14 protein-coding genes and 2 pseudogenes are annotated in these 18,007 nt (G+C 65.9%); 10 read left to right on the top strand and 6 right to left on the bottom strand.

What is annotated here, in order from left to right; translation table 11 throughout:
- Positions 1-3: 3 nt before the first annotated feature.
- The 3 genes from DIE23_RS33800 to DIE23_RS33795 are packed head-to-tail and all read right to left on the bottom strand — an operon-like array spanning position 4 to position 2,521.
- Complete coding sequence (locus DIE23_RS33800) at positions 4-990, bottom strand: succinylglutamate desuccinylase/aspartoacylase family protein (RefSeq protein ID WP_260436307.1); 987 nt, start codon at positions 988-990, stop codon at positions 4-6.
- The gene (locus DIE23_RS40520; protein ID WP_260436306.1) at positions 978-1,589 is read right to left on the bottom strand and encodes a hypothetical protein; all 612 of its coding nucleotides are present in this window, start codon (positions 1,587-1,589) and stop codon (positions 978-980) included. Before DIE23_RS40520 ends, DIE23_RS33800 begins: the two co-directional genes overlap by 13 nt.
- A complete protein-coding gene (locus DIE23_RS33795) occupies positions 1,586-2,521 on the bottom strand; it encodes a hypothetical protein (RefSeq protein WP_124616569.1) in 936 nt (311 codons plus the stop codon). The genes DIE23_RS40520 and DIE23_RS33795 overlap by 4 nt, the downstream gene beginning before the upstream one ends.
- 431 nt (positions 2,522-2,952) lie before the next feature.
- Here DIE23_RS33795 and DIE23_RS33790 point away from each other — a divergent pair, with 431 nt between their 5' ends.
- Both DIE23_RS33790 and DIE23_RS33785 read left to right on the top strand, forming a co-directional pair.
- Entirely contained in the window at positions 2,953-3,456 is a 504-nt protein-coding gene (locus tag DIE23_RS33790; RefSeq protein ID WP_185646592.1) for an Lrp/AsnC family transcriptional regulator, read from the top strand.
- Between the two features lie 246 nt (positions 3,457-3,702).
- Positions 3,703-5,469, top strand: a complete 1,767-nt coding sequence (locus tag DIE23_RS33785) for an EAL domain-containing protein (protein WP_124616565.1) — start codon at positions 3,703-3,705, stop codon at positions 5,467-5,469.
- A gap of 47 nt (positions 5,470-5,516) precedes the next feature.
- Here the strand turns inward: DIE23_RS33785 and DIE23_RS33780 are convergent.
- Positions 5,517-6,067 (bottom strand): annotated as a pseudogene (locus tag DIE23_RS33780) (YitT family protein).
- A gap of 469 nt (positions 6,068-6,536) precedes the next feature.
- Between DIE23_RS33780 and DIE23_RS33775 the strand changes: the two are divergent.
- From DIE23_RS33775 to DIE23_RS33740, 8 genes are all read left to right on the top strand, one after another.
- The gene (locus DIE23_RS33775; protein WP_124616563.1) at positions 6,537-7,787 is read left to right on the top strand and encodes an ROK family protein; all 1,251 of its coding nucleotides are present in this window, start codon (positions 6,537-6,539) and stop codon (positions 7,785-7,787) included.
- Entirely contained in the window at positions 7,774-9,327 is a 1,554-nt protein-coding gene (locus tag DIE23_RS33770; protein ID WP_124616561.1) for a sugar ABC transporter ATP-binding protein, read from the top strand. The genes DIE23_RS33775 and DIE23_RS33770 overlap by 14 nt, the downstream gene beginning before the upstream one ends.
- Positions 9,328-9,369: 42 nt before the next feature.
- A complete protein-coding gene (locus tag DIE23_RS33765; protein WP_124616560.1) occupies positions 9,370-10,380 on the top strand; it encodes an ABC transporter permease subunit in 1,011 nt (336 codons plus the stop codon).
- 102 nt (positions 10,381-10,482) lie between these two features.
- The gene (locus DIE23_RS33760; RefSeq protein ID WP_124616558.1) at positions 10,483-11,430 is read left to right on the top strand and encodes an ABC transporter substrate-binding protein; all 948 of its coding nucleotides are present in this window, start codon (positions 10,483-10,485) and stop codon (positions 11,428-11,430) included.
- Between the two features lie 33 nt (positions 11,431-11,463).
- On the top strand, positions 11,464-13,071 hold the full coding sequence (gene pgi / locus DIE23_RS33755) for a glucose-6-phosphate isomerase (protein ID WP_124616556.1): 1,608 nt from the start codon (positions 11,464-11,466) through the stop codon (positions 13,069-13,071).
- Between the two features lie 12 nt (positions 13,072-13,083).
- Entirely contained in the window at positions 13,084-14,016 is a 933-nt protein-coding gene (locus DIE23_RS33750; RefSeq protein WP_124616555.1) for a carbohydrate kinase, read from the top strand.
- Entirely contained in the window at positions 14,013-15,485 is a 1,473-nt protein-coding gene (gene zwf / locus DIE23_RS33745) for a glucose-6-phosphate dehydrogenase (protein ID WP_124616553.1), read from the top strand. The genes DIE23_RS33750 and zwf overlap by 4 nt, the downstream gene beginning before the upstream one ends.
- 42 nt (positions 15,486-15,527) lie before the next feature.
- Positions 15,528-16,547, top strand: a complete 1,020-nt coding sequence (locus DIE23_RS33740; protein WP_124616551.1) for a hypothetical protein — start codon at positions 15,528-15,530, stop codon at positions 16,545-16,547.
- A gap of 144 nt (positions 16,548-16,691) precedes the next feature.
- Here DIE23_RS33740 and DIE23_RS33735 read toward each other — a convergent pair whose 3' ends face one another.
- Both DIE23_RS33735 and DIE23_RS33730 read right to left on the bottom strand, forming a co-directional pair.
- On the bottom strand, positions 16,692-17,627 hold the full coding sequence (locus DIE23_RS33735) for a LysR substrate-binding domain-containing protein (RefSeq protein ID WP_124616549.1): 936 nt from the start codon (positions 17,625-17,627) through the stop codon (positions 16,692-16,694).
- A 242-nt stretch (positions 17,628-17,869) separates the two neighbouring features.
- Positions 17,870-18,007 (bottom strand): annotated as a pseudogene (locus DIE23_RS33730) (choline ABC transporter permease subunit); the annotation flags it as partial.

The raw sequence follows: 18,007 nt of genomic DNA, 5'->3' as shown, positions 1-18,007 counted from the left end.
TGCTCAGTCGCTCAGCAACGGCCCTTCCAGCCGCGCGGCGATCGGCGTCTCGCCGGCGATCTTGCCGATGATCTTCCCCGGCCACGCATAGGTCTGGTTGTGCCGCGCGAACAGCAGCCCGTCAGTCGTCGCTTCGACATCGACGCTCTCGCCGAGCGGATCGATGATCGTTGCGACGACGTCGCCCGCCCGTACCCTGTCGCCCAGGCGCAACCGGTACGCAACGAGTCCCGTCACGGGCGATTTGACCTGCTCCATCGCGGTGAGACTCGTTGCGTCGCAACGCCGGCGCGGCGGCTCGCCGTCGGTCGGCCCCTCGACGATGCCACGCCGCTCGAGCAGCCGGTACAGCGCGGCGGCCTGGTCCTGCGCGTCGCGCAAATCGACGTCGTTGTTGCTGCCCAGCTCGAGCGTCGTGGCCAGGCACGCGGACGGAATCGCCGCGTCGGGGAAGCGTTCGCCGAGCGCCCACCACGGCCCGCAGCATGCCTCGTCGAACGGGTGGCCGCCCGACACGTCGGCGAGCAGCACCGCCCGCACGTCGACCTCCGCCGCGATGTCGAGCGCGTCCGGCCACAGTTTCGTACCGACGTACATGTGCTTCAGCGCGTCGTTGTCCGCGTGCAGGTCGAACACGAAATCGGCGTCGTGGGCGAGCGTCAGCAGCGTGCGGCGCAGCGCGCCGACTGCCGTCGGCGTGTACCACCCGTCGAGCGCCTTGCGCATCTCGTCGCGGATCGTCGCGACGTTCGCGGCCGCGTCCGTGCCGAGCCGGCCGGCGAGCGCGTCGCCCGTCAGCTGGGCGAGATCGGGGTAGTCGCGATTGAAATTGCTGCCCGTCTCACCGTCATAGCGGCCGAGCAGAAGGCCGTCGCCGTGCTGCGACAGGCCAATCGGATTGGCCTGCGGCACGAGCACGATCTCGCCGACGATCCGCCCGCGCGCGGCCGCGTCGTCCAGCATGTCGCGCAGGCACTTCAGCGCCAGCATCCCCGGGAACTCGTCCGCATGCAGGCCGGCCTGCATATAGACCTTCGGCCGCGCGCCGGGATTGCCGTAACGGAACGTCGACACGACGTGGGACGTGCCGTCGGCGTTCGGCGGCAGCGGGAGGTCGACGCGGCAGGCCGGCTGGGCCTGCATTGCGTCAGTGATGTTTTCCATGTCTTCTCCTGATTCAGGATCGCCGCGCGGTCACCCGACCGCGCGGTGTCGGGTTCATCCGCCGTGATCGCGGATGCTCTCGATGTCGAGAATGCCGCGGCCCGCCTCGAGCGCCGAGAACCGCAGCGCGATCGGACTGTCCAGCGGGACGTCCGGATCGCCGCCGGCGTCGCGCGCCGCACACGCATCGCCCCCCCTTCGACGAGCCCGCTGAGCGCCGCCTTGGCGTACTCGACGGGCTCGTTGCGGAAGATCGTGCCGGTGTTCAGGTCGACGAGATCGCCCGGCATCGCGAACGACAGCGTCGTGCCCGGCGCGATGAAGTCGTCGCCCTGCGATTCGGTATGCATCTGGTCGATCTCGACCAGTACGACGCCGTGCGCGCCGACCACGGTCAGCATGGAGTTGTCGTGATTGGCGATCACGCCGCTGTCCTCGCAGATGCCCAGGCCGTACCGAACCCCTCCTCCGCGCACGCGACGATCAGGCGGCCGAGCCGCCGCGCCGACGAAAGGTTCTGGTCGACGATCGCGCCGCCGAAGAAGCCGAGCCCCTGCTGGATCACGAGGCCGCGCCGGCCCATGTCGGACGCGATGCCGAAGCGCAGCGCCTCGTACGTCGTGCCGCCCGCGATCATGAAGCCGGACAGCGCCGACGCGGCGCCGCTGGCCGCGATGATCGTCGCGCCCGCCGCGTATGCACGCACGATCGCGAGCAGCACCGGCGTCACCTCCCCGCGATGCAGCAACGACTCGACGAGCCGGATCTGGTTGCCGCCCGTGATCACGATCGTCTTCAGCGCGGCGATTCGCTCGACGATCGCGGAATCGGCCGCGATCCGGTCGATGTTGTCGATCGTCACGTCGAAGTCGATCGCATCGATCCCGTGCCGCGCGAACGCTTGCCGGTAGGCGCGCCCCTCGTTGCGCGGATCGGCCGACGCCGACGCGATGATCCCGACCGGCCCTTTGCAGCCCAGCAGGATGTCACCGAACAACGGCGAACCCGCGCGCAGCGGCGACGAGCCGAGCAGCATCAGTTGCGAACCCGGGCCGGCCTTCACGCCATAGTCGCGCGCGAGCGCGGAACGGCGGTTGGCGGCGAGCTGCGCTGCGTTCAGCTTGCGGCTCGACAGCGCCGCGCGGAAGTTGATCGCCGTCATGCGCAGCACGTGGTCGCGCTCGCCGATCAGCGCCTGCGAGATCTCGCGCACGCGCTCGAACTCGACCGTCGTCGCGACACCCGCGCGTGGATCGACCACACGCGCGCGATCGACCGTGTTGCCAGCGTCGACGACGAGTGCATCGATCGGCTTTTTGCGCGCCAGTCGCTGCCTGATGGATGGAGCATTGCGCATCGCCATTTCTCCGAAAACGCTTCCATTGATCCGATAACCTTGCAGGAAAATAACCACATCGGACCAATAGAAAATCCCGTCGAAATAAATCCCTCATTCGGCAATTCATGCATTCGGCGCGCACCCCGGGAACAGAATCTTCTGCGGCGCATCGGTGCGCACCGATCGCCTTCCCACACCGCACACGACATGAAAAAATGCATACCCGACACTGCGCGCATTCATGACATTTTCTCGACATGCCAGTCGAATTTTGCATGTCGCTTTTCTTTCCCTGATGGTTCGGGTAAATAGCTTTCGACATCGTCGCGATTCGTCTCGCCGCCCCCTTGAAACTGGCGGCTTGCGCTTTTTCGCGGCGGACGTATGATCCGCATCAGCGCGATAGCGCGTCACGTATGAATCGGTGTGTAACGATCGGGAGTGTGGTGATGAAGGATGATGAGGGCACCGTCGCTCTGAATCAGACAGATCTACGCATCCTGAGGCGGCTTCAGCTGGACGGCCGCGCCACGAATCAGGAGCTCGCCGACACGATCGGCCTGTCCGCGAGCGCATGCCTGAACCGGATCCGCCGGCTCGAGCGCTCGCAGATCATTTCCTGCTATCAAGCGCACATCGCCTTATCGAAGGTGTGCCGGCACGTCGACGTGATTGCGGCGGTGACGTTGAAGAACCACGCACTCGAGGATTTTCACGTGTTCGAGGAGATGGTGCTGTCGATGCGCTTCGTCGTCGAATGCACGAAGGTCAGCGGGCCGATCGACTATCTCGTGCATTTCGTGTGCCCGGATATCTCCGCGTACCAGATGTTGTCCGACGAGTTGCTGAAGATCGGCCCGCAGGTCAGCAACCTGTCGAGCTATATCGTGCTGAAGTCGATCAAACCCTTTCGCGGCGTCGCGCTGGAGGATCTGGTCAATACGGAAGCCTGACGACATGAATCGACATGCCGGCTTCCGGCACCGCGTCGTCAGGCATCAGGTCTCCTGGTCGAAAAGTGCACGAACGTGGCGGATCCGACCTACGTTATATCTAAAGGCCTGCACGGCACCCACTTCAGTCAGCCATATAATCAGTCATACGAATCATTTAAAAGCCATCCAGATCGTCGAGCACGGTGTTTCGACGACACCGACGCACGCGGCCCGACCAGCCGAAAAGCCACACTCGTTAGCAAAATGAAAAGCCAACTTCATGCATTGCCCGCCAGCGTGGAGAACGTCACGGAGCGAAAGCGCGCGCAGTCGCCGCTCGCCGAGCAATACGAGCGATTGCGGGCCACACTGCATTCGATCGGCGACGCCGTGATCACGACCGACGCTGCCGGCCGCATCCAGTACCTCAACCCTGCCGCCGAGAGATTGACCGGCTGGACCAACGCCGACGCCTCCGGACAACCTTCGGAGCAGGTGTTTCACATTGTTGACGCGTTCAGCATGCAGCGGGCCCGGAGTCCCGTGCAGGCTTGCCTGATGGAAGGTCGCGACACCGACGTGATCGAACATGCGCTGTTGATCAGCCGTGACGGACACGATTACCACATCGAGAATTCGGCCGCACCGATCAAGGACGCCGCCGGCGCAACGCTTGGGGTCGTGCTCGTGTTCCGCGACGTATCGGAACAGTTTCAAATCAGTCGCGAGCTGACCTACCGGGCAACGCACGATACGCTCACGGGCCTCCTGAACCGTGACGAGTTCGCCAACCGTCTCCGGTGCGCACATGAATCCGCGATGAACCTTGGCGCCGAACATGCGCTGATGTTCATTGACCTCGACCAGTTCAAGATCGTCAACGACGCGGCCGGCCATGCGGCGGGCGATCGCATGCTGAAGCAGATTTCCGAACTGATCCAGAAACTGATCCGCAAGCGAGATACGCTTGCACGACTCGGCGGAGACGAGTTTGGCTTGATTCTCGAGGACTGCTCGATCGACGCGGCATTCGGGATTGCCCAAAAAATATGTCAGCGGGTCGATGCATTTCGCTTCGCGCACGGTACCCGGCATTTTCAGGCAGGCGCAAGCATCGGTCTCGTTCCCATCGACCGACGCTGGCACAACACGGCAAACATCCTGCAGGCCGCCGACAGTGCCTGCCATGCGGCGAAAACAGAAGGACGCAACCGCGTTCACCTGTTTTTCTCGGACGATCGGAAGATCGTCGCTCACCAGAAGGATATGCAATGGGCCCGGCGCATCGAGCAGGCGCTCGACGAAGGCCGCTTCGAGTTGCACTGGCAGCAGATTCGGTCGCTGAACCATCCTGAAGGCTTGATTCATGGCGAGATATTGATCCGAATGCGCGACGATGACGGCGCACTGATCCCGGCGGCAGCGTTCCTTTCCTCCGCAGAGCGGTTTCATTTGATCACGCGAATTGACCGCTGGGTCGTGCGGCAAGTGTTCGAATGGATGGCACGCCATCGGGATGCACTCCGACACGTCGGCAGCATCGGAATCAATCTTTCGGGGCAGTCGATCGGTGATCGGAATTTCCATCGATACGTTCTCGACCTGCTCGGCGACATCCCGTTCGACCAGGAAAAATTGTGCTTCGAAATCACTGAAACCACGGCGATCACGAATCTCGGCGATGCAATGGCGTTCTTCGACTCGATGAAAGGCTGCGGGATTCGCTTCGCGCTCGACGATTTCGGTAGCGGAGCCTCATCGTTCGGGTACCTGAAGATTCTGCCGGTCGATTACCTGAAGATCGACGGGCAGTTCATTCGAAACCTGGTTTCCGATCCGGTCGACCAGGCGACCGTGCGCTGCATCCAGACAATCGCCCACGCCACCGGCAAGCGGACCGTGGCCGAATTCGTCGAGACGGAGAGCGTCGAGCGGCTATTGCGCGAGATCGGCATTGACTACGCGCAGGGATTTCTCGGGCATCGTCCGGCCACGCTCGACGAGATGCTCGAATTTTCGGTGTCCGACTGACCACGGCTTCGGTTGACCGTGCCTCGTCCAGGCCGCCAAGGCTGGCATCACTGCGTGATACCGGTATAACGTCCCGGGCGGTGCCATGCCACGATCATTCCGCTCACTGCCACGGCACTGAGCGCCGACCAACCAACACGGCCGGCCGGTATCGTCAACATGGACACCAGCAGAATGGTGGCGTCAATGCACAACTGCGTAATGCCCGCGTTGATGCCGCGCTCGCGTTGCAGCCATAGGGTCACGATACCTGTCCCGCCGACACCGACACCGTGCCGCGCAAGCGCGAGAATGCCCATGCCGCACAACGTACCGCCGGTAAATGCTGCAAAAAGCGGACTGACGTACGCAATGGTCAGGGTTCCAGGCATCGCCATCAACGCAACGGTGATGCCGCAACTCGCGACCGTCGATTTGATCGCAAAGCGCGCCCCATCACAAAGTAGGCGAAGATGAAGAACGGGATATTCACGAGCGTGAATATCAGGCCGACCGGCAGCGGAAAGATAGACGCCGCAAGCAGCGCAATGCCCGCAATTCCGCCCGTGACAAGCCCGGCGGCCTTCAGCAGCACCAGGCCGGTGACGACGAATGCCATGCCGACGATCATCGCGTAGAGATCCTCGAACAAGGAGTGAGGCGTGCCGGTTCTTTCCTGGGGCGCGGCAAAGCCCAATGCCGAGGCAGATTCAGATTTCACGATGTCAAACGTTCACGTCCGATGGCGATTCGATCCCTCCCAGTTCGAACGCGCCGCTTGCTTCAAGTGCGCGCCGCTGTCTTGGATCGGCTCGCCGCGAATTTCCGACCGAGGATACGTCCGCAAAATAATCCGGGCAGCTGCTCACGCACTGTTGCCAGGCCGTCGTCTCGCGGTCAAGGTCGCGTGACCCGAGACGTTTCTTGCCGCCATCCCGCATGGTTGCCGAGGGCGGCTCGAGCGGCAAACCCGGACCCATTCCGGGATTTCCCTAGGCTGACATTTCGCGCGGCTCAGGTTTAAATAAATCACCATGATTTAATTAATAGTACGGCTAGCAAGCCCCCCCCGTACAGGAGACATCGTCATGAGGAGTCTGCACATCGGCCAGGGCAGCAATTCGGTCAACGTGCGCCGCTACAACGAGCGCCTGCTGCTCAAGGCGCTGCGGCGCGCCGGCAACGCGTCGAAGGCAGACCTCGCCCGCCTCGCGAATCTGACCGGCACCGCGGTCGGCAGCATCATCGCTTCGCTCACCGACGCCAAGCTGATCGAGTTCACCGGCCGCCGCGTCGAAGGCCAGCGCGGTCAGCCGGCATCGCTCATCCGGCTCGCCCCGAGCGGCGCGTTCGGTATCGGCGTGCGGCTCGACCGGATGCGTATCGAAACCGCGCTCGTGAACTTCGCGGGCGACGTGATCGGCCGCCGTTCGCACGACACCCTGCTTCCACCGCCCGCGACCGTACTCGAGATCGTGCGCCGCGATATCGACGCGATGCAGGAACTCCTGCCCACGCGCGACCGCGAGCGACTGACCGGCGTCGGCGTCGCGCAGCCGTTCAACCTCGGCAGTTGGCTGCGCGAACTCGGCCTGCCGGCCGACGCGTTCCGCGCCTGGGCCGAAGTCGATTTCGCCGCCGAGCTCGGCCGCGCGATCTCGCTGCCGGTGTTCAGCGAGAACGACGGCAATGCGGCCGCGATCGCCGAGCTGTTCTACGGCTGCGGCCGCCAGCGCGACGATTTCATCTATCTGTTCCTCGGGCCCGTGATCGGCGGCGGGATCGCGGTCGACGGCGACTGCCTGCGCGGCAGCACCGGCAATGCCGGCGACTTCGCGGTGATGCCGGTGCCGCCGAGCCGTCTGCCGTCGGCACCGGCGCCGCGCGGCGCATGGGACATCCTGCTCACGCGCGCGTCGCTGAGCGCGCTGATCCGCCATCTGCGCCACAGCGGCGAGGCCGTCGAATCGCGTGCGGATCTCGAAGCGTGCATCGCGCGCGGCGTACCGGCCGTCGGCGAATGGATCGACGACTGCGTCGACGCGCTCGCACCCGCCTTGCGGGCAGTGCTGTCGGTAACCGATTCGCCGGTCGTCGTCCTCGACTCGGACACCGACGCCGGACTGCTCGATGCACTGATGAAACGCCTGAGCGCGGCGCTCGCGGACATCACGCCGGAAGCCCGCGGGATGCCGGTGTTCATCCGCGGCTCGTTCGGGCCGGATGCCGGCGCGATCGGTGCGGCGACGCTGCCGATGTTCTTCAACTTCTCCCCGCGCGCCGGCATCCTGAAAGGCGAAAGCGTGGATACCCAGGAGGCGACCTATGTCTCGTACTGAGTCGTCCCGTCCGCTGCTCGAAATGCGCGGGATCAGCAAGACGTTCCCGGCCGTGCGTGCGCTCGACAACGTGAGCCTCACCGTCTACGCCGGCGAGGTGCACTCGCTGATGGGCGAAAACGGCGCGGGCAAGTCCACGCTGATGAAGATCCTGTCGGGCGCGTACCAGGCCGACGCGGGCGGCCAGATCCTGATCGACGGCGAGCCGATCGTCATCGGCGGCCCGCTCGCCGCGCGCGACGCCGGCGTCGCGGTGATCTACCAGGAGCTGTGCCTCGCGCCGAACCTGACCGTCGCGGAGAACATTTACGTCGGCCGCGAATTGCGCCGCGGCGGCACGCGCTTCGGCACGATCGATCGCGTGGCGATGGCCCGCGGCTGCGAGGACGTGCTGAAGCGTCTCGGCGCGAGCTTCGGCCCGAACACGCTGGTCGGTGCGCTGTCGATCGCCGAGCAGCAGCTCGTCGAGATCGCGCGCGCCGTGCACACCAAGGCGCGCATTCTGGTGATGGACGAACCGACCACGCCGCTGTCGTCGCGCGAAACCGACCAGCTGTTCGCGCTGATCCGCCAGCTGCGCGAGGAAGGCCTCGCGATCATCTACATCAGCCACCGGATGGCGGAGATCTACGAATTGTCCGATCGTGTGTCGGTGCTGCGCGACGGCACGTATGCGGGCACGCTCGATCGTGAATCGCTGTCTGCCGACCGGCTCGTGGCCATGATGGTCGGCCGCGACATTTCGGGTTTCTACAAGAAGGAACACGCGCCGTATGACCCGGGCCACCTGATGCTGTCGGTGCGCGACGTCGCCGACGACGGCCGCGTGCGCGGCTGCAGCTTCGATCTGCACTCGGGCGAAGTGCTTGGCATCGCGGGGCTCGTCGGCGCGGGCCGCACCGAGCTCGCGCGGCTGATCTTCGGCGCGGAGGCGCGCACGCGCGGCGACGTGAAGCTCGGCGACCGCGCGTTGGGCGCACATTCGCCGCGCGAATCGATCGACGCCGGCCTCGTCTACCTGACCGAAGACCGCAAGCGCCAGGGCCTGTTCCTCGACATGAGCGTGCGCGACAACATCAACATCGCGGTCGCGAACCGCGACGCACGCACGGGCGGCGTGCTGGACCTCGCGCGTGGCGCAACGCGCGCGCGCGACGCGATCGCCGCGCTGTCGATCCGCGTGCCCCATGCGAACGTGAACGTCGGCGCGCTGTCCGGCGGCAATCAGCAGAAAGTGCTGCTGTCGCGACTGCTTGAAACGAAGCCGCGCGTCTTGATCCTCGACGAACCGACACGCGGTGTCGACATCGGCGCGAAATCGGAGATCTACCGGATCATCAACGCGCTCGCGAACGAAGGCGTCGGCGTGATCGTGATCTCGAGCGAGCTGCCCGAGATCATCGGCGTCGCAGACCGGGTACTCGTGATGCGCGAAGGCAGGATCGCCGGCGAACTCGGCGGACACGGCGAGCCCATCACGCAGGAAGCCATCATTGCCCTCGCCACCGGTTCGCAAACCGAACAGGAACATGCGCACTGAGTCGCATCGCCCGATCACGTTACCTCGAGACAAGATACCGACATGAACCAGCCCAATTTGCCCGCCTCCCCGGTCGGAGACCGCGCGCCGCAAGCTCGCCGTGATCGCCGCGCCCGCATCCAGTCGCTGATGCGCACGGCCGGCATGCTGCCCGTGCTCGTCCTGCTGTGCATCGGCTTCGCCTTCATGACCGACGGCTTCGCCAGCTGGCAGAACCTGTCGATCGTCGCACAGCAGGCGTCGATCAACATCGTGCTCGCCGCCGGCATGACGTTCGTGATTCTCACCGGCGGCATCGACCTGTCCGTCGGCTCCGTGCTCGCCGCCGCCGCGGTCGGCGCGCTGATCGCGTCGAACATCCCCGGTCTCGGCTGGCTCGGCGTCCCGGTCGCGCTCGCGATTGGCCTCGCGTTCGGCCTCGTCAACGGGGCGCTGATCTCGTTCCTCCGGCTGCCCCCGTTCATCGTCACGCTCGGCGCGCTGACCGCCGTGCGCGGCATCGCCCGCCTGATCGGCAACGACACGACGATCTTCAATCCGCAACTGCCGTTTGCCGCCATCGGCAACGGCTCGATCCTCGGCGTGCCGTGGCTCGTCGTGATCGCGCTCGTCGTCGTCGCCGCGTCGTGGTTCATCCTGCGCCGCACGGTACTCGGCATGCGCATCTACTCCGTCGGCGGCAATCCGGAAGCCGCGCGCCTGTCCGGCATCAACGTGCGCGCGATCGAACTGTTCGTGTACGCGGCATCCGGCCTGCTCGCCGGCCTCGGTGCACTGATGTCCGCCGCGCGGCTCTATGCGGCCAATGGCCTGCAGCTCGGCCAGTCGTACGAACTCGACGCGATCGCCGCGGTGATCCTCGGCGGCACCAGCTTCGTCGGCGGCGTCGGCTCGATCGTCGGCACGCTGATCGGCGCACTGATCATCGCCGTGCTGACCAACGGGCTCGTGCTGCTCGGCGTGTCCGACATCTGGCAGTACATCATCAAGGGCCTCGTGATCATCGGCGCGGTCGCGCTCGATCGCTACCGCCAGAGCGGCGCCCGCACCTGAGCGGGCCGCATCCGGAATCGTTGTGAATTCCCGATAAAACCGGTGCGCACGATGGGTCCGCGTGCGCCCTTGCCCTTCCGGACCCAATGGAGACAACGCGACATGTTCAAGATCAGGAGCAAAGCGCTTCAAACCGGCCTCGCCTGCACGCTGGCCTTCGCCGCCTGCGCCGCGCACGCGGCCGACAAGCAGTTGAAGTCGATCGGCATCACGGTCGGTTCGCTCGGCAACCCGTACTTCGTGACCGTCGTCAAGGGAGCAGAAGCCCAGGCCAAGGCACTGAACCCGAACGCCAAGGTCACCGCGGTATCGGCCGACTACGACCTGAACAAGCAGTTCACGCAGATCGACAACTTCATCTCCGCGCACGTCGACATGATTCTGCTGAACGCGGCCGACCCGAAGGCGATCGAGCCCGCCGTGAAGAAGGCGCAGGCCGCCGGCATCCCGGTGATCGCGGTCGACGTCGCGGCCGCGGGCGCCGATGCGACCGTGCAGACCAATAACGTGAAGGCCGGCGCGCTCGCGTGTGAGTATCTCGCGAAGAAGATCGGCGGCAAGGGCAACGTCGTGATCGAGAACGGCCCGCAGGTATCCGCGGTGGTGGACCGCGTGAACGGCTGCAAGACCGTGCTCGCGAAGAATCCGGGCATCAAGGTGCTGTCGTTCGACCAGGATGGCAAGGGCTCGCGCGAAGGCGGGATGGCCGCAATGCAGGGCTATCTGACGCGCTTTCCGAAGCTCGACGGCGTGTTCGCGATCAATGATCCGCAGGCGGTCGGCAGCGATCTCGCCGCGAAGCAGTTCAACCGGGCAAACATCGTGATCACGTCGGTCGACGGCGCACCGGACATCGAAAGCGCGCTGAAGTCGAACACGCTGGTGCAGGCGTCCGCGAGCCAGGACCCGTTCGCGATGGCGAAGGAAGCGGTGACGATCGGCTACGGGATCATCAACGGCAAAAAGCCCTCGACTCCGATGAACCTGCTCGAGCCGACGCTCATCACGCGCGACAACGTGAACAGCTATCGGGGCTGGAGTTCGCACTAATCCCATCGACCTCACTCCTGGCCTGACACGACCATGACCTCACCGATCCAGACGCCCGCGTGGCGAGCCCTCGCCGACCATCGCGACGCGATCGCCGGCACCGCGGCCGCATCGATCCGTGCGCTGTTCGAGCGCGACCCGGCGCGCGCGGCGCGCTTCTCGCTCAACACCGCCGGCCTGTTCGTCGACTACTCGAAGAACCCGGTCGACGACGACACGATCGCGCGCCTCGCCGCACTCGCGAGCGAAGCGGGAGTCGACGCCTATCGCGATGCGATGTTTGCCGGCGAACGGATCAACCGCACCGAAAACCGCGCGGTGCTGCACATCGCGCTGCGCGATCGCTCCGGCAACGCGCGCATCGTCGACGGGGTTGACGTGTCGCGGCAGGTCGCGACCGTGCAGGCCAGGATGCGGCGCTTCTCCGACGCCGTGCGCGACGGCACTTGGCGCGGCTACACCGGTCGCGAGATCACCGACGTCGTCAACATCGGCATCGGCGGCTCGGATCTCGGCCCGAAGATGGTGTGCGAAGCACTGAAGCCGTACGCGCACGAGCGTCTGACGATGCACTTCGTGTCGAACGTCGACGGCGCGGACATCGTCGAGGCGCTGAAGCACGCGAACCCGGACACGACGCTGTTCATCGTGTCGTCGAAGACGTTCACGACGCGCGAGACGCTCGCGAACGCGCACACCGCGCGCGCGTGGCTGCTCGCGTCGGGCGCGCCGGAAGCGGCGATCGCGCAGCATTTCGTCGCGGTATCGACGAACGCGGATGCGGTCGCGAAATTCGGCATCGACACCGACAACATGTTCGAGTTCTGGGACTGGGTCGGCGGCCGCTACTCGCTGTGGTCGGCGATCGGGCTGCCGATCGCGGTGATGGCCGGGATGGACGCGTTCGAGCAGTTGCTCGACGGTGCGCACGCGATGGATCGCCACTTCGCCGAAGCACCGCTCGAACGCAATCTGCCGGTGCTGCTCGCGATGATCGGCATCTGGCATCAGAACTTCCTCGGCACGACGAGCCAGCTCATCGCGCCGTACGACAACTATCTGCACCGACTGCCCGCCTACCTGCAGCAGCTCGACATGGAAAGCAACGGCAAGTCGGTGACGCTGGCCGGCGAGCGCGTCGACTACGCGACCGGCTCGGTGATCTGGGGCGAACCCGGCACGAACGGCCAGCACGCGTTCTTCCAGTTGCTGCATCAGGGCACCGCGATCATCCCGACCGATTTCATCGTCTGCATGCGGCCGCATCATACGCTCGACGAGCATCATGACATCCTCGTCGCGAATTGCTTCGCGCAGTCCGAGGCGCTGATGAACGGCTCGCATTCGACCGCCGAGCCGCATCGCAATTTCGAAGGCAACCGGCCGACCAACACGATCTGCATCGACACGCTCGACCCCGCATCGCTTGGCGCACTGATCGCACTCTACGAGCACAAGGTGTTCGTGCAGGGCGTCGTGTGGCGAATCAATTCGTTCGACCAGTGGGGCGTCGAGCTCGGCAAGAAGCTCGCGGTCGAGATCGAGAAGGAATTCGGCGCATCGGGCGACGTCGGGTCGCACGACGGCTCGACGAATCAGTTGATCAACCGTTTCAAGGCGCGGCGCAGCGACCTGATTTGACGGACGCCACAGATGAATCTCCCCCGACTGGTCATATTCGGCGAAGCACTGACCGACTTCATCCGCGACGACGCGACCCACTGGCACAGTCTCGCCGGCGGCTCGTGCTGGAACGTCGCACGCGTCGGCGCCAGCCTCGGTGTGCCGACCGGGTTCGCCGGCACCGTGAGCCGCGACGTGTTCGGCGACGAGCTGATGCACCGGAGCGCGCAAGCCGGCCTCGACATGCGCTTCACGCGCCAGGTCGACCGGCCGCCGCTCCTCGCGATGGTGGTGTCGAAGCAGCCGCCGCAGTATTTCTTCATCGGCGACAACAGTGCGGACCTCGCGTTCGACCCTGCCGAGCTGCCGGCCGGCTGGCTCGACGCCGTCGAGATCGTCCATTTCGGCTCGCTCGGCGTCGTGCGCGAGCCGCTCGCGTCGCGACTGATCGCGCTCGCGCACGACGCGCGGGCGGCGGGCAAGCGGATCGCGTTCGATCCGAACTTCCGCGCGCCGATGGCCGGGCCGTCGTATCGCGACACGCTGCGTACGATGGCCGGTCTCGCCGACTACATCAAGGTGTCCGACGAGGACCTCGCCGGCCTGTTCCCCGAACTCGACGAAGCGGCCGCGTTCGCGCAGATCCGCGCGTGGGCGCCGAACGCCGCGGTGCTGCTCACCCGCGGCGCATCAGGGATGGAGCTCTTCGACGGCGACGCGTCGATATTCCAGCCGGCGTTTCCGGCCAGCGTCGTCGACACGGTCGGCTGCGGGGACGCGAGTATCGGCAGCTGGATGGCCAGCCTGCTGATGCGTCCCGATGCGCCGGCGGCCGACCATCTGCGCTTCGCGGCCGCATGTGCGGCGGTCGTCGCGTCGCATGCGGGCGCGTACGCACCGACGGTCGACGAAGTCCTCGCGATGAGCGCGTCGACGCCCGCGCCGGCAGGAGCCACGCCATGAGCACGCGCGCACCCTCCTCGTTCGAGCGCGATCCGTTCGCGTTCGTGCTGTTCGGCGGCACCGGCGATCTGGCGATGCGCAAGATCCTGCCGGCGCTGTATAGCGCGCACCGCGACGGGCTGCTCTCGCCCGAAGGCCGGATCGTCGGCGTCGCGATGACGCCGCTCGACCACGACGGCTATCTGCGCTGGGTCGACGAAGCGGTGCGCCCGCACATCAAGGACGCACAGTTCGACGACGATGCATGGCGCGGCTTCGTCGAGCGGCTCGCGTACGTCGAGCTCGACGCGAGCGCGCCCGGCGCGTTTGCGCGCCTCGGCCAGGCGCTCGAGCAAGCGCCGGGGCGCCGGATCTTCTATCTGGCGACCGGACCGTCGCTGTTCGAGCCGATCTGCCGCTCGCTCGCGGCCGCGGGCCTCGCGCCGCCGTCGTCGCGCGTCGTGCTCGAGAAGCCGCTCGGCTACGATCTCGCGTCGTCAGCCGCGATCAACGACGCGGTCGGCTCAATCTTCTCCGAAGAGCAGATCTACCGGATCGACCATTATCTCGGCAAGGAAGCGGTGCAGAACCTGTTCGCGCTGCGTTTCGGCAACGTGATGCTCGAACCGCTGTGGCGTCACGAATGGATCGACAACATCCAGATCACGGTCGCCGAGGAACTCGGCGTCGGCGGGCGCGGCGCGTTCTACGACCAGACCGGCGCGCTGCGCGACATGGTGCAGAACCATCTGCTGCAACTGCTCGCGATCGTCGCGATGGAGCCGCCGCAATCGATGGAAGCCGACGCGGTGCGCAACGAGAAGCTGCGCGTGCTGCGCGCACTGAAGCCGCTGTCCGCGGACGCGCTGCATCAGAGCGTCGTGCGCGGCCAGTACCGCAGCGGCGCAGTCCTCGGGCAGACGGTGCCGGGCTATCTCGACGAGCCCGGCATCGCGCCGGACAGCACGACCGAGACGTTCATCGCGCTGAAGGCCGAGGTCGACAACTGGCGATGGGCCGGCGTGCCGTTCTTCCTGCGCACCGGCAAGCGGCTTGCGGAACGCGTCGCGGAGATCGTCGTCACGTTCAAGCCGGTACCGCATTCGGCGCTGGGGCCGGCCGCGCTGCGCCCGGGCTCCAACCGGCTGACGATCCGGCTGCAGCCGGACGAATCGATCCGGATGGGCGCGCTCGCGAAGCAGCCGGGGCTCGGGATGACGCTGCAGGGCGTGTACCTCGACCTCGCGTTCGACCGCTTCTTCCGGCAGGACCGGATGGAAGCGTACCAGCGCCTGCTGCTCGACGTGATCGCCGGGCGCCTCGCGCTCTTCGTGCGGCGCGACGAGCAGGAAGCCGCGTGGCACTGGGTCGCGCCCATCCTCGGCATGAACAACGCGCCGAAACCGTACACCGCCGGCAACTGGGGGCCCACGCAGTCGAGCGCGCTGCTCGCGCGGCACGACACGTGCTGGCGCGAGGAAGACAACTAGGAACCGAATGCGGCACCGCCCGCGACCACACACAAAGAACCTATGGAAACAATCTGGCACCTCGAATGGACGCACGGCGCGTTCGACGTCCATGCGAAAGGCGGCATGCTCGGCGGCGTCTCGTTCGCGCTCGACGGCCGCACGATCAGGCCGTTCTACGAAGCGCCGTGGCTCGGCCGGCCGGAGCCGCAGCCGGCGGGCCTGCTCGGCGCGATGCGCAGCGAATTCCCGTGTGTGCCGTTCGGCGTGCCGTATGCACCCGACGGCCTGCCCGACGGCTGGCGCGAAGCGGCCGCGACGCCGATGGCCGCGCACGACGCGAGCGACGACCTGCAGCACGGCTACGGCTGCGTCGGCACGTGGTCGCTCGTGAAGCAGACCGCGCTCGACATCGAGATCGCGATCGACTACCCGGAGCACTCGCCGATCAGGCGGCTCACACGCATCGTCCGCGCGGATCCGTCGCGCGCGGCGCTCGACATCGTGCTGCGGATCGACGCGCGCGCCCCCGCCCGCCGCCCGGCAGGCCTGCATCCCAATCTCGCGTTGCCCGAACTCGCGGGCGCGTTCCGGATCGAGCCGGGCGCATTCCGTTTCGGTATCGTTCACCCGGCGGGCCCTGAGCCTGGCGTGTCGCGTGCACGCGCGGGCGCGATGTTCGACGCGCTCGACCGCGTGCCGCTCGCCGACGGCGGCACCGGCGCATTCGATCGCCTGCCGCTTGCCGACGCGACCGAGGAAATCGTGCAGCTGTGCGGTATCGACGGCGCCGTCACGCTAACCGACGACGACGCACGCACGCGCTACCGGCTCACGTGGGACGCGGACGCGCTGCCGTCGCTGCTGCTGTGGATCAGCAATCGCGGCCGCACGTACGCGCCATGGAACGGCCGCAATCTGTGCGTCGGCATCGAACCGGTCGCGAGCGCGTTCGAACTCGGCTGCGCAGCGTCACTGGCATCGAATCCGATCAACGCGCATGGCGTGAACACCGCACTCGCGCTGCGTCCCGACGCACCGACCGAAATCGCGTACCGCTTCGAAGTGCTCGACACGCAGTGACGCGGCACGGGCCAAACGCCGCACGCATTCACAATGTGCACGGGGCGTGCACTGGCCATTCACTCCGTATCCGCCGCGCCCGGGGAAAAGCGGATCAATCGGCGATCGAGCGACGGCGGCACTGCGGACTGGCCACGACCGTGATCACTCGACCGACTGCCCGGCCGGCAGGGACGAACCCCGGACGAGATGCAACCACAGCGTCTCTGCCGCCGCCCCAACCTTGCGGCTCGAACGATACAAGCGCACTTCGAGTTCCGTGCCCCAGCACACGCCGCCTGCACGCACGAGGCTGCCGTCGATCAACTCTTTCGTCATGCAACTTTCCGGCAGCCAGCCGATCCCGTGCCCGGCCATGACCATGCCCTTCAATGCCTCGGACATGTGCGTCTCGAAGCACCGGTGCAGCGCATACGATTCGGACGCGTTCAGCAGCAGCATCTCGACGACGTTTCCGAGGAACGCGCCAGACGAATACGCGAGGAGCGGCAGCGGCGCGTCCTGCGTGCCCGGCAGTGCGAATACCGGCTTGCCGCGCGCGTCGGGCGTCGACACCGGCAGGATCCGTTCGACGCCGAGCGTGACGAACGGGAAGTGGTTCGGATCGAGCACGATCGGCAGTTGCGGATGGTGATAGCCGAGCAGCAGGTCGCATTCACCCGCGACGAGTTGCTGCACGCCTTCGGGCACGTTCACCGCGTTGACGCGGGTGGTCACGTGGCCGACTTCGCCGTTCAGCCGCTTGAGCCATTCGGGGAACAGCGTGAACACGAGCGTATGCGCGACCGCGAAGCGCACCACCTGGTCGCTTGCCGCGAACTGGTCGTAGCCGTTCACGAGGTTGCGTGCCGCATACATGCTGCGCAGGATGTCCGCGGCCAGCCCGCGGAACATCTGGCCGGCCGGCGTCAGCGTGATCGGGTTGATGCTGCGGTCGACCAGCTTCGCGTCCATCCAGGATTCGAGTGCGGCGATTCGTCTGCTGAATGCCGACTGGGTAAGATGCCGGGTACGTGCCGCACGTGAAAAACTCTTCGTGTCGGCCAGACTCAGGAAATCCTCAAGCCACTTTGCTTCCATTTCATGCTTCCAGAGACGCTTGCACAAACCGACATCAAACTACGTCGATGCGCGCGTCCGCCCATCCATAGCCGCGGATTGCACGCGACATCGATCGTTCGGGACGATGAAGTTCGCTTTCGGAAAGGCGCACGGCGTTATTAAATAAATCATGTTGATTTATTTAATAACGCCGTGCGATCCTTGTCAGCCTAGGGAATTCCCGACACCGCTCGACAGAAACGTTCAGTCCCTCGTTCGAATCAGTTTCGGACAGCCTCCGCCTGCCTCCGAAACAGCTGCTTCAGGCCCGCGAACAGCGGTGCTTTCGCGGTGCCCGGCGCGCGGCCGAAGCTCTCGGTGATGCGGTCGAGAATGATCGCGAGCAGCACGACCGACAG

This window comes from Burkholderia sp. Bp9143, from assembly GCF_003853645.1.
Classification (GTDB): Bacteria; Pseudomonadota; Gammaproteobacteria; order Burkholderiales; family Burkholderiaceae; genus Burkholderia.
The sequence above is the reverse complement of the archived record's forward strand: the minus strand, read 5'-3'. Positions and strand labels throughout refer to the sequence as shown.

Excerpts from the sequence above, each read along its gene's own strand:
- DIE23_RS33760 (WP_124616558.1), top strand. The coding sequence starts at position 10,483 with ATGTTCAAGATCAGGAGCAAAGCGCTTCAAACCGGCCTCGCCTGCACG.
- pgi (WP_124616556.1), top strand. The coding sequence starts at position 11,464 with ATGACCTCACCGATCCAGACGCCCGCGTGGCGAGCCCTCGCCGACCAT.
- DIE23_RS33790 (WP_185646592.1), top strand. The coding sequence starts at position 2,953 with ATGAAGGATGATGAGGGCACCGTCGCTCTGAATCAGACAGATCTACGC.
- DIE23_RS33775 (WP_124616563.1), top strand. The coding sequence starts at position 6,537 with ATGAGGAGTCTGCACATCGGCCAGGGCAGCAATTCGGTCAACGTGCGC.
- zwf (WP_124616553.1), top strand. The coding sequence starts at position 14,013 with ATGAGCACGCGCGCACCCTCCTCGTTCGAGCGCGATCCGTTCGCGTTC.
- DIE23_RS33765 (WP_124616560.1), top strand. The coding sequence starts at position 9,370 with ATGAACCAGCCCAATTTGCCCGCCTCCCCGGTCGGAGACCGCGCGCCG.
- DIE23_RS33785 (WP_124616565.1), top strand. The coding sequence starts at position 3,703 with ATGAAAAGCCAACTTCATGCATTGCCCGCCAGCGTGGAGAACGTCACG.
- DIE23_RS33735 (WP_124616549.1), bottom strand. The coding sequence starts at position 17,627 with ATGGAAGCAAAGTGGCTTGAGGATTTCCTGAGTCTGGCCGACACGAAG.
- DIE23_RS33750 (WP_124616555.1), top strand. The coding sequence starts at position 13,084 with ATGAATCTCCCCCGACTGGTCATATTCGGCGAAGCACTGACCGACTTC.
- DIE23_RS33800 (WP_260436307.1), bottom strand. The coding sequence starts at position 990 with ATGCTGGCGCTGAAGTGCCTGCGCGACATGCTGGACGACGCGGCCGCG.
- DIE23_RS33740 (WP_124616551.1), top strand. The coding sequence starts at position 15,528 with ATGGAAACAATCTGGCACCTCGAATGGACGCACGGCGCGTTCGACGTC.
- DIE23_RS33770 (WP_124616561.1), top strand. The coding sequence starts at position 7,774 with ATGTCTCGTACTGAGTCGTCCCGTCCGCTGCTCGAAATGCGCGGGATC.
- DIE23_RS33795 (WP_124616569.1), bottom strand. The coding sequence starts at position 2,521 with ATGCGCAATGCTCCATCCATCAGGCAGCGACTGGCGCGCAAAAAGCCG.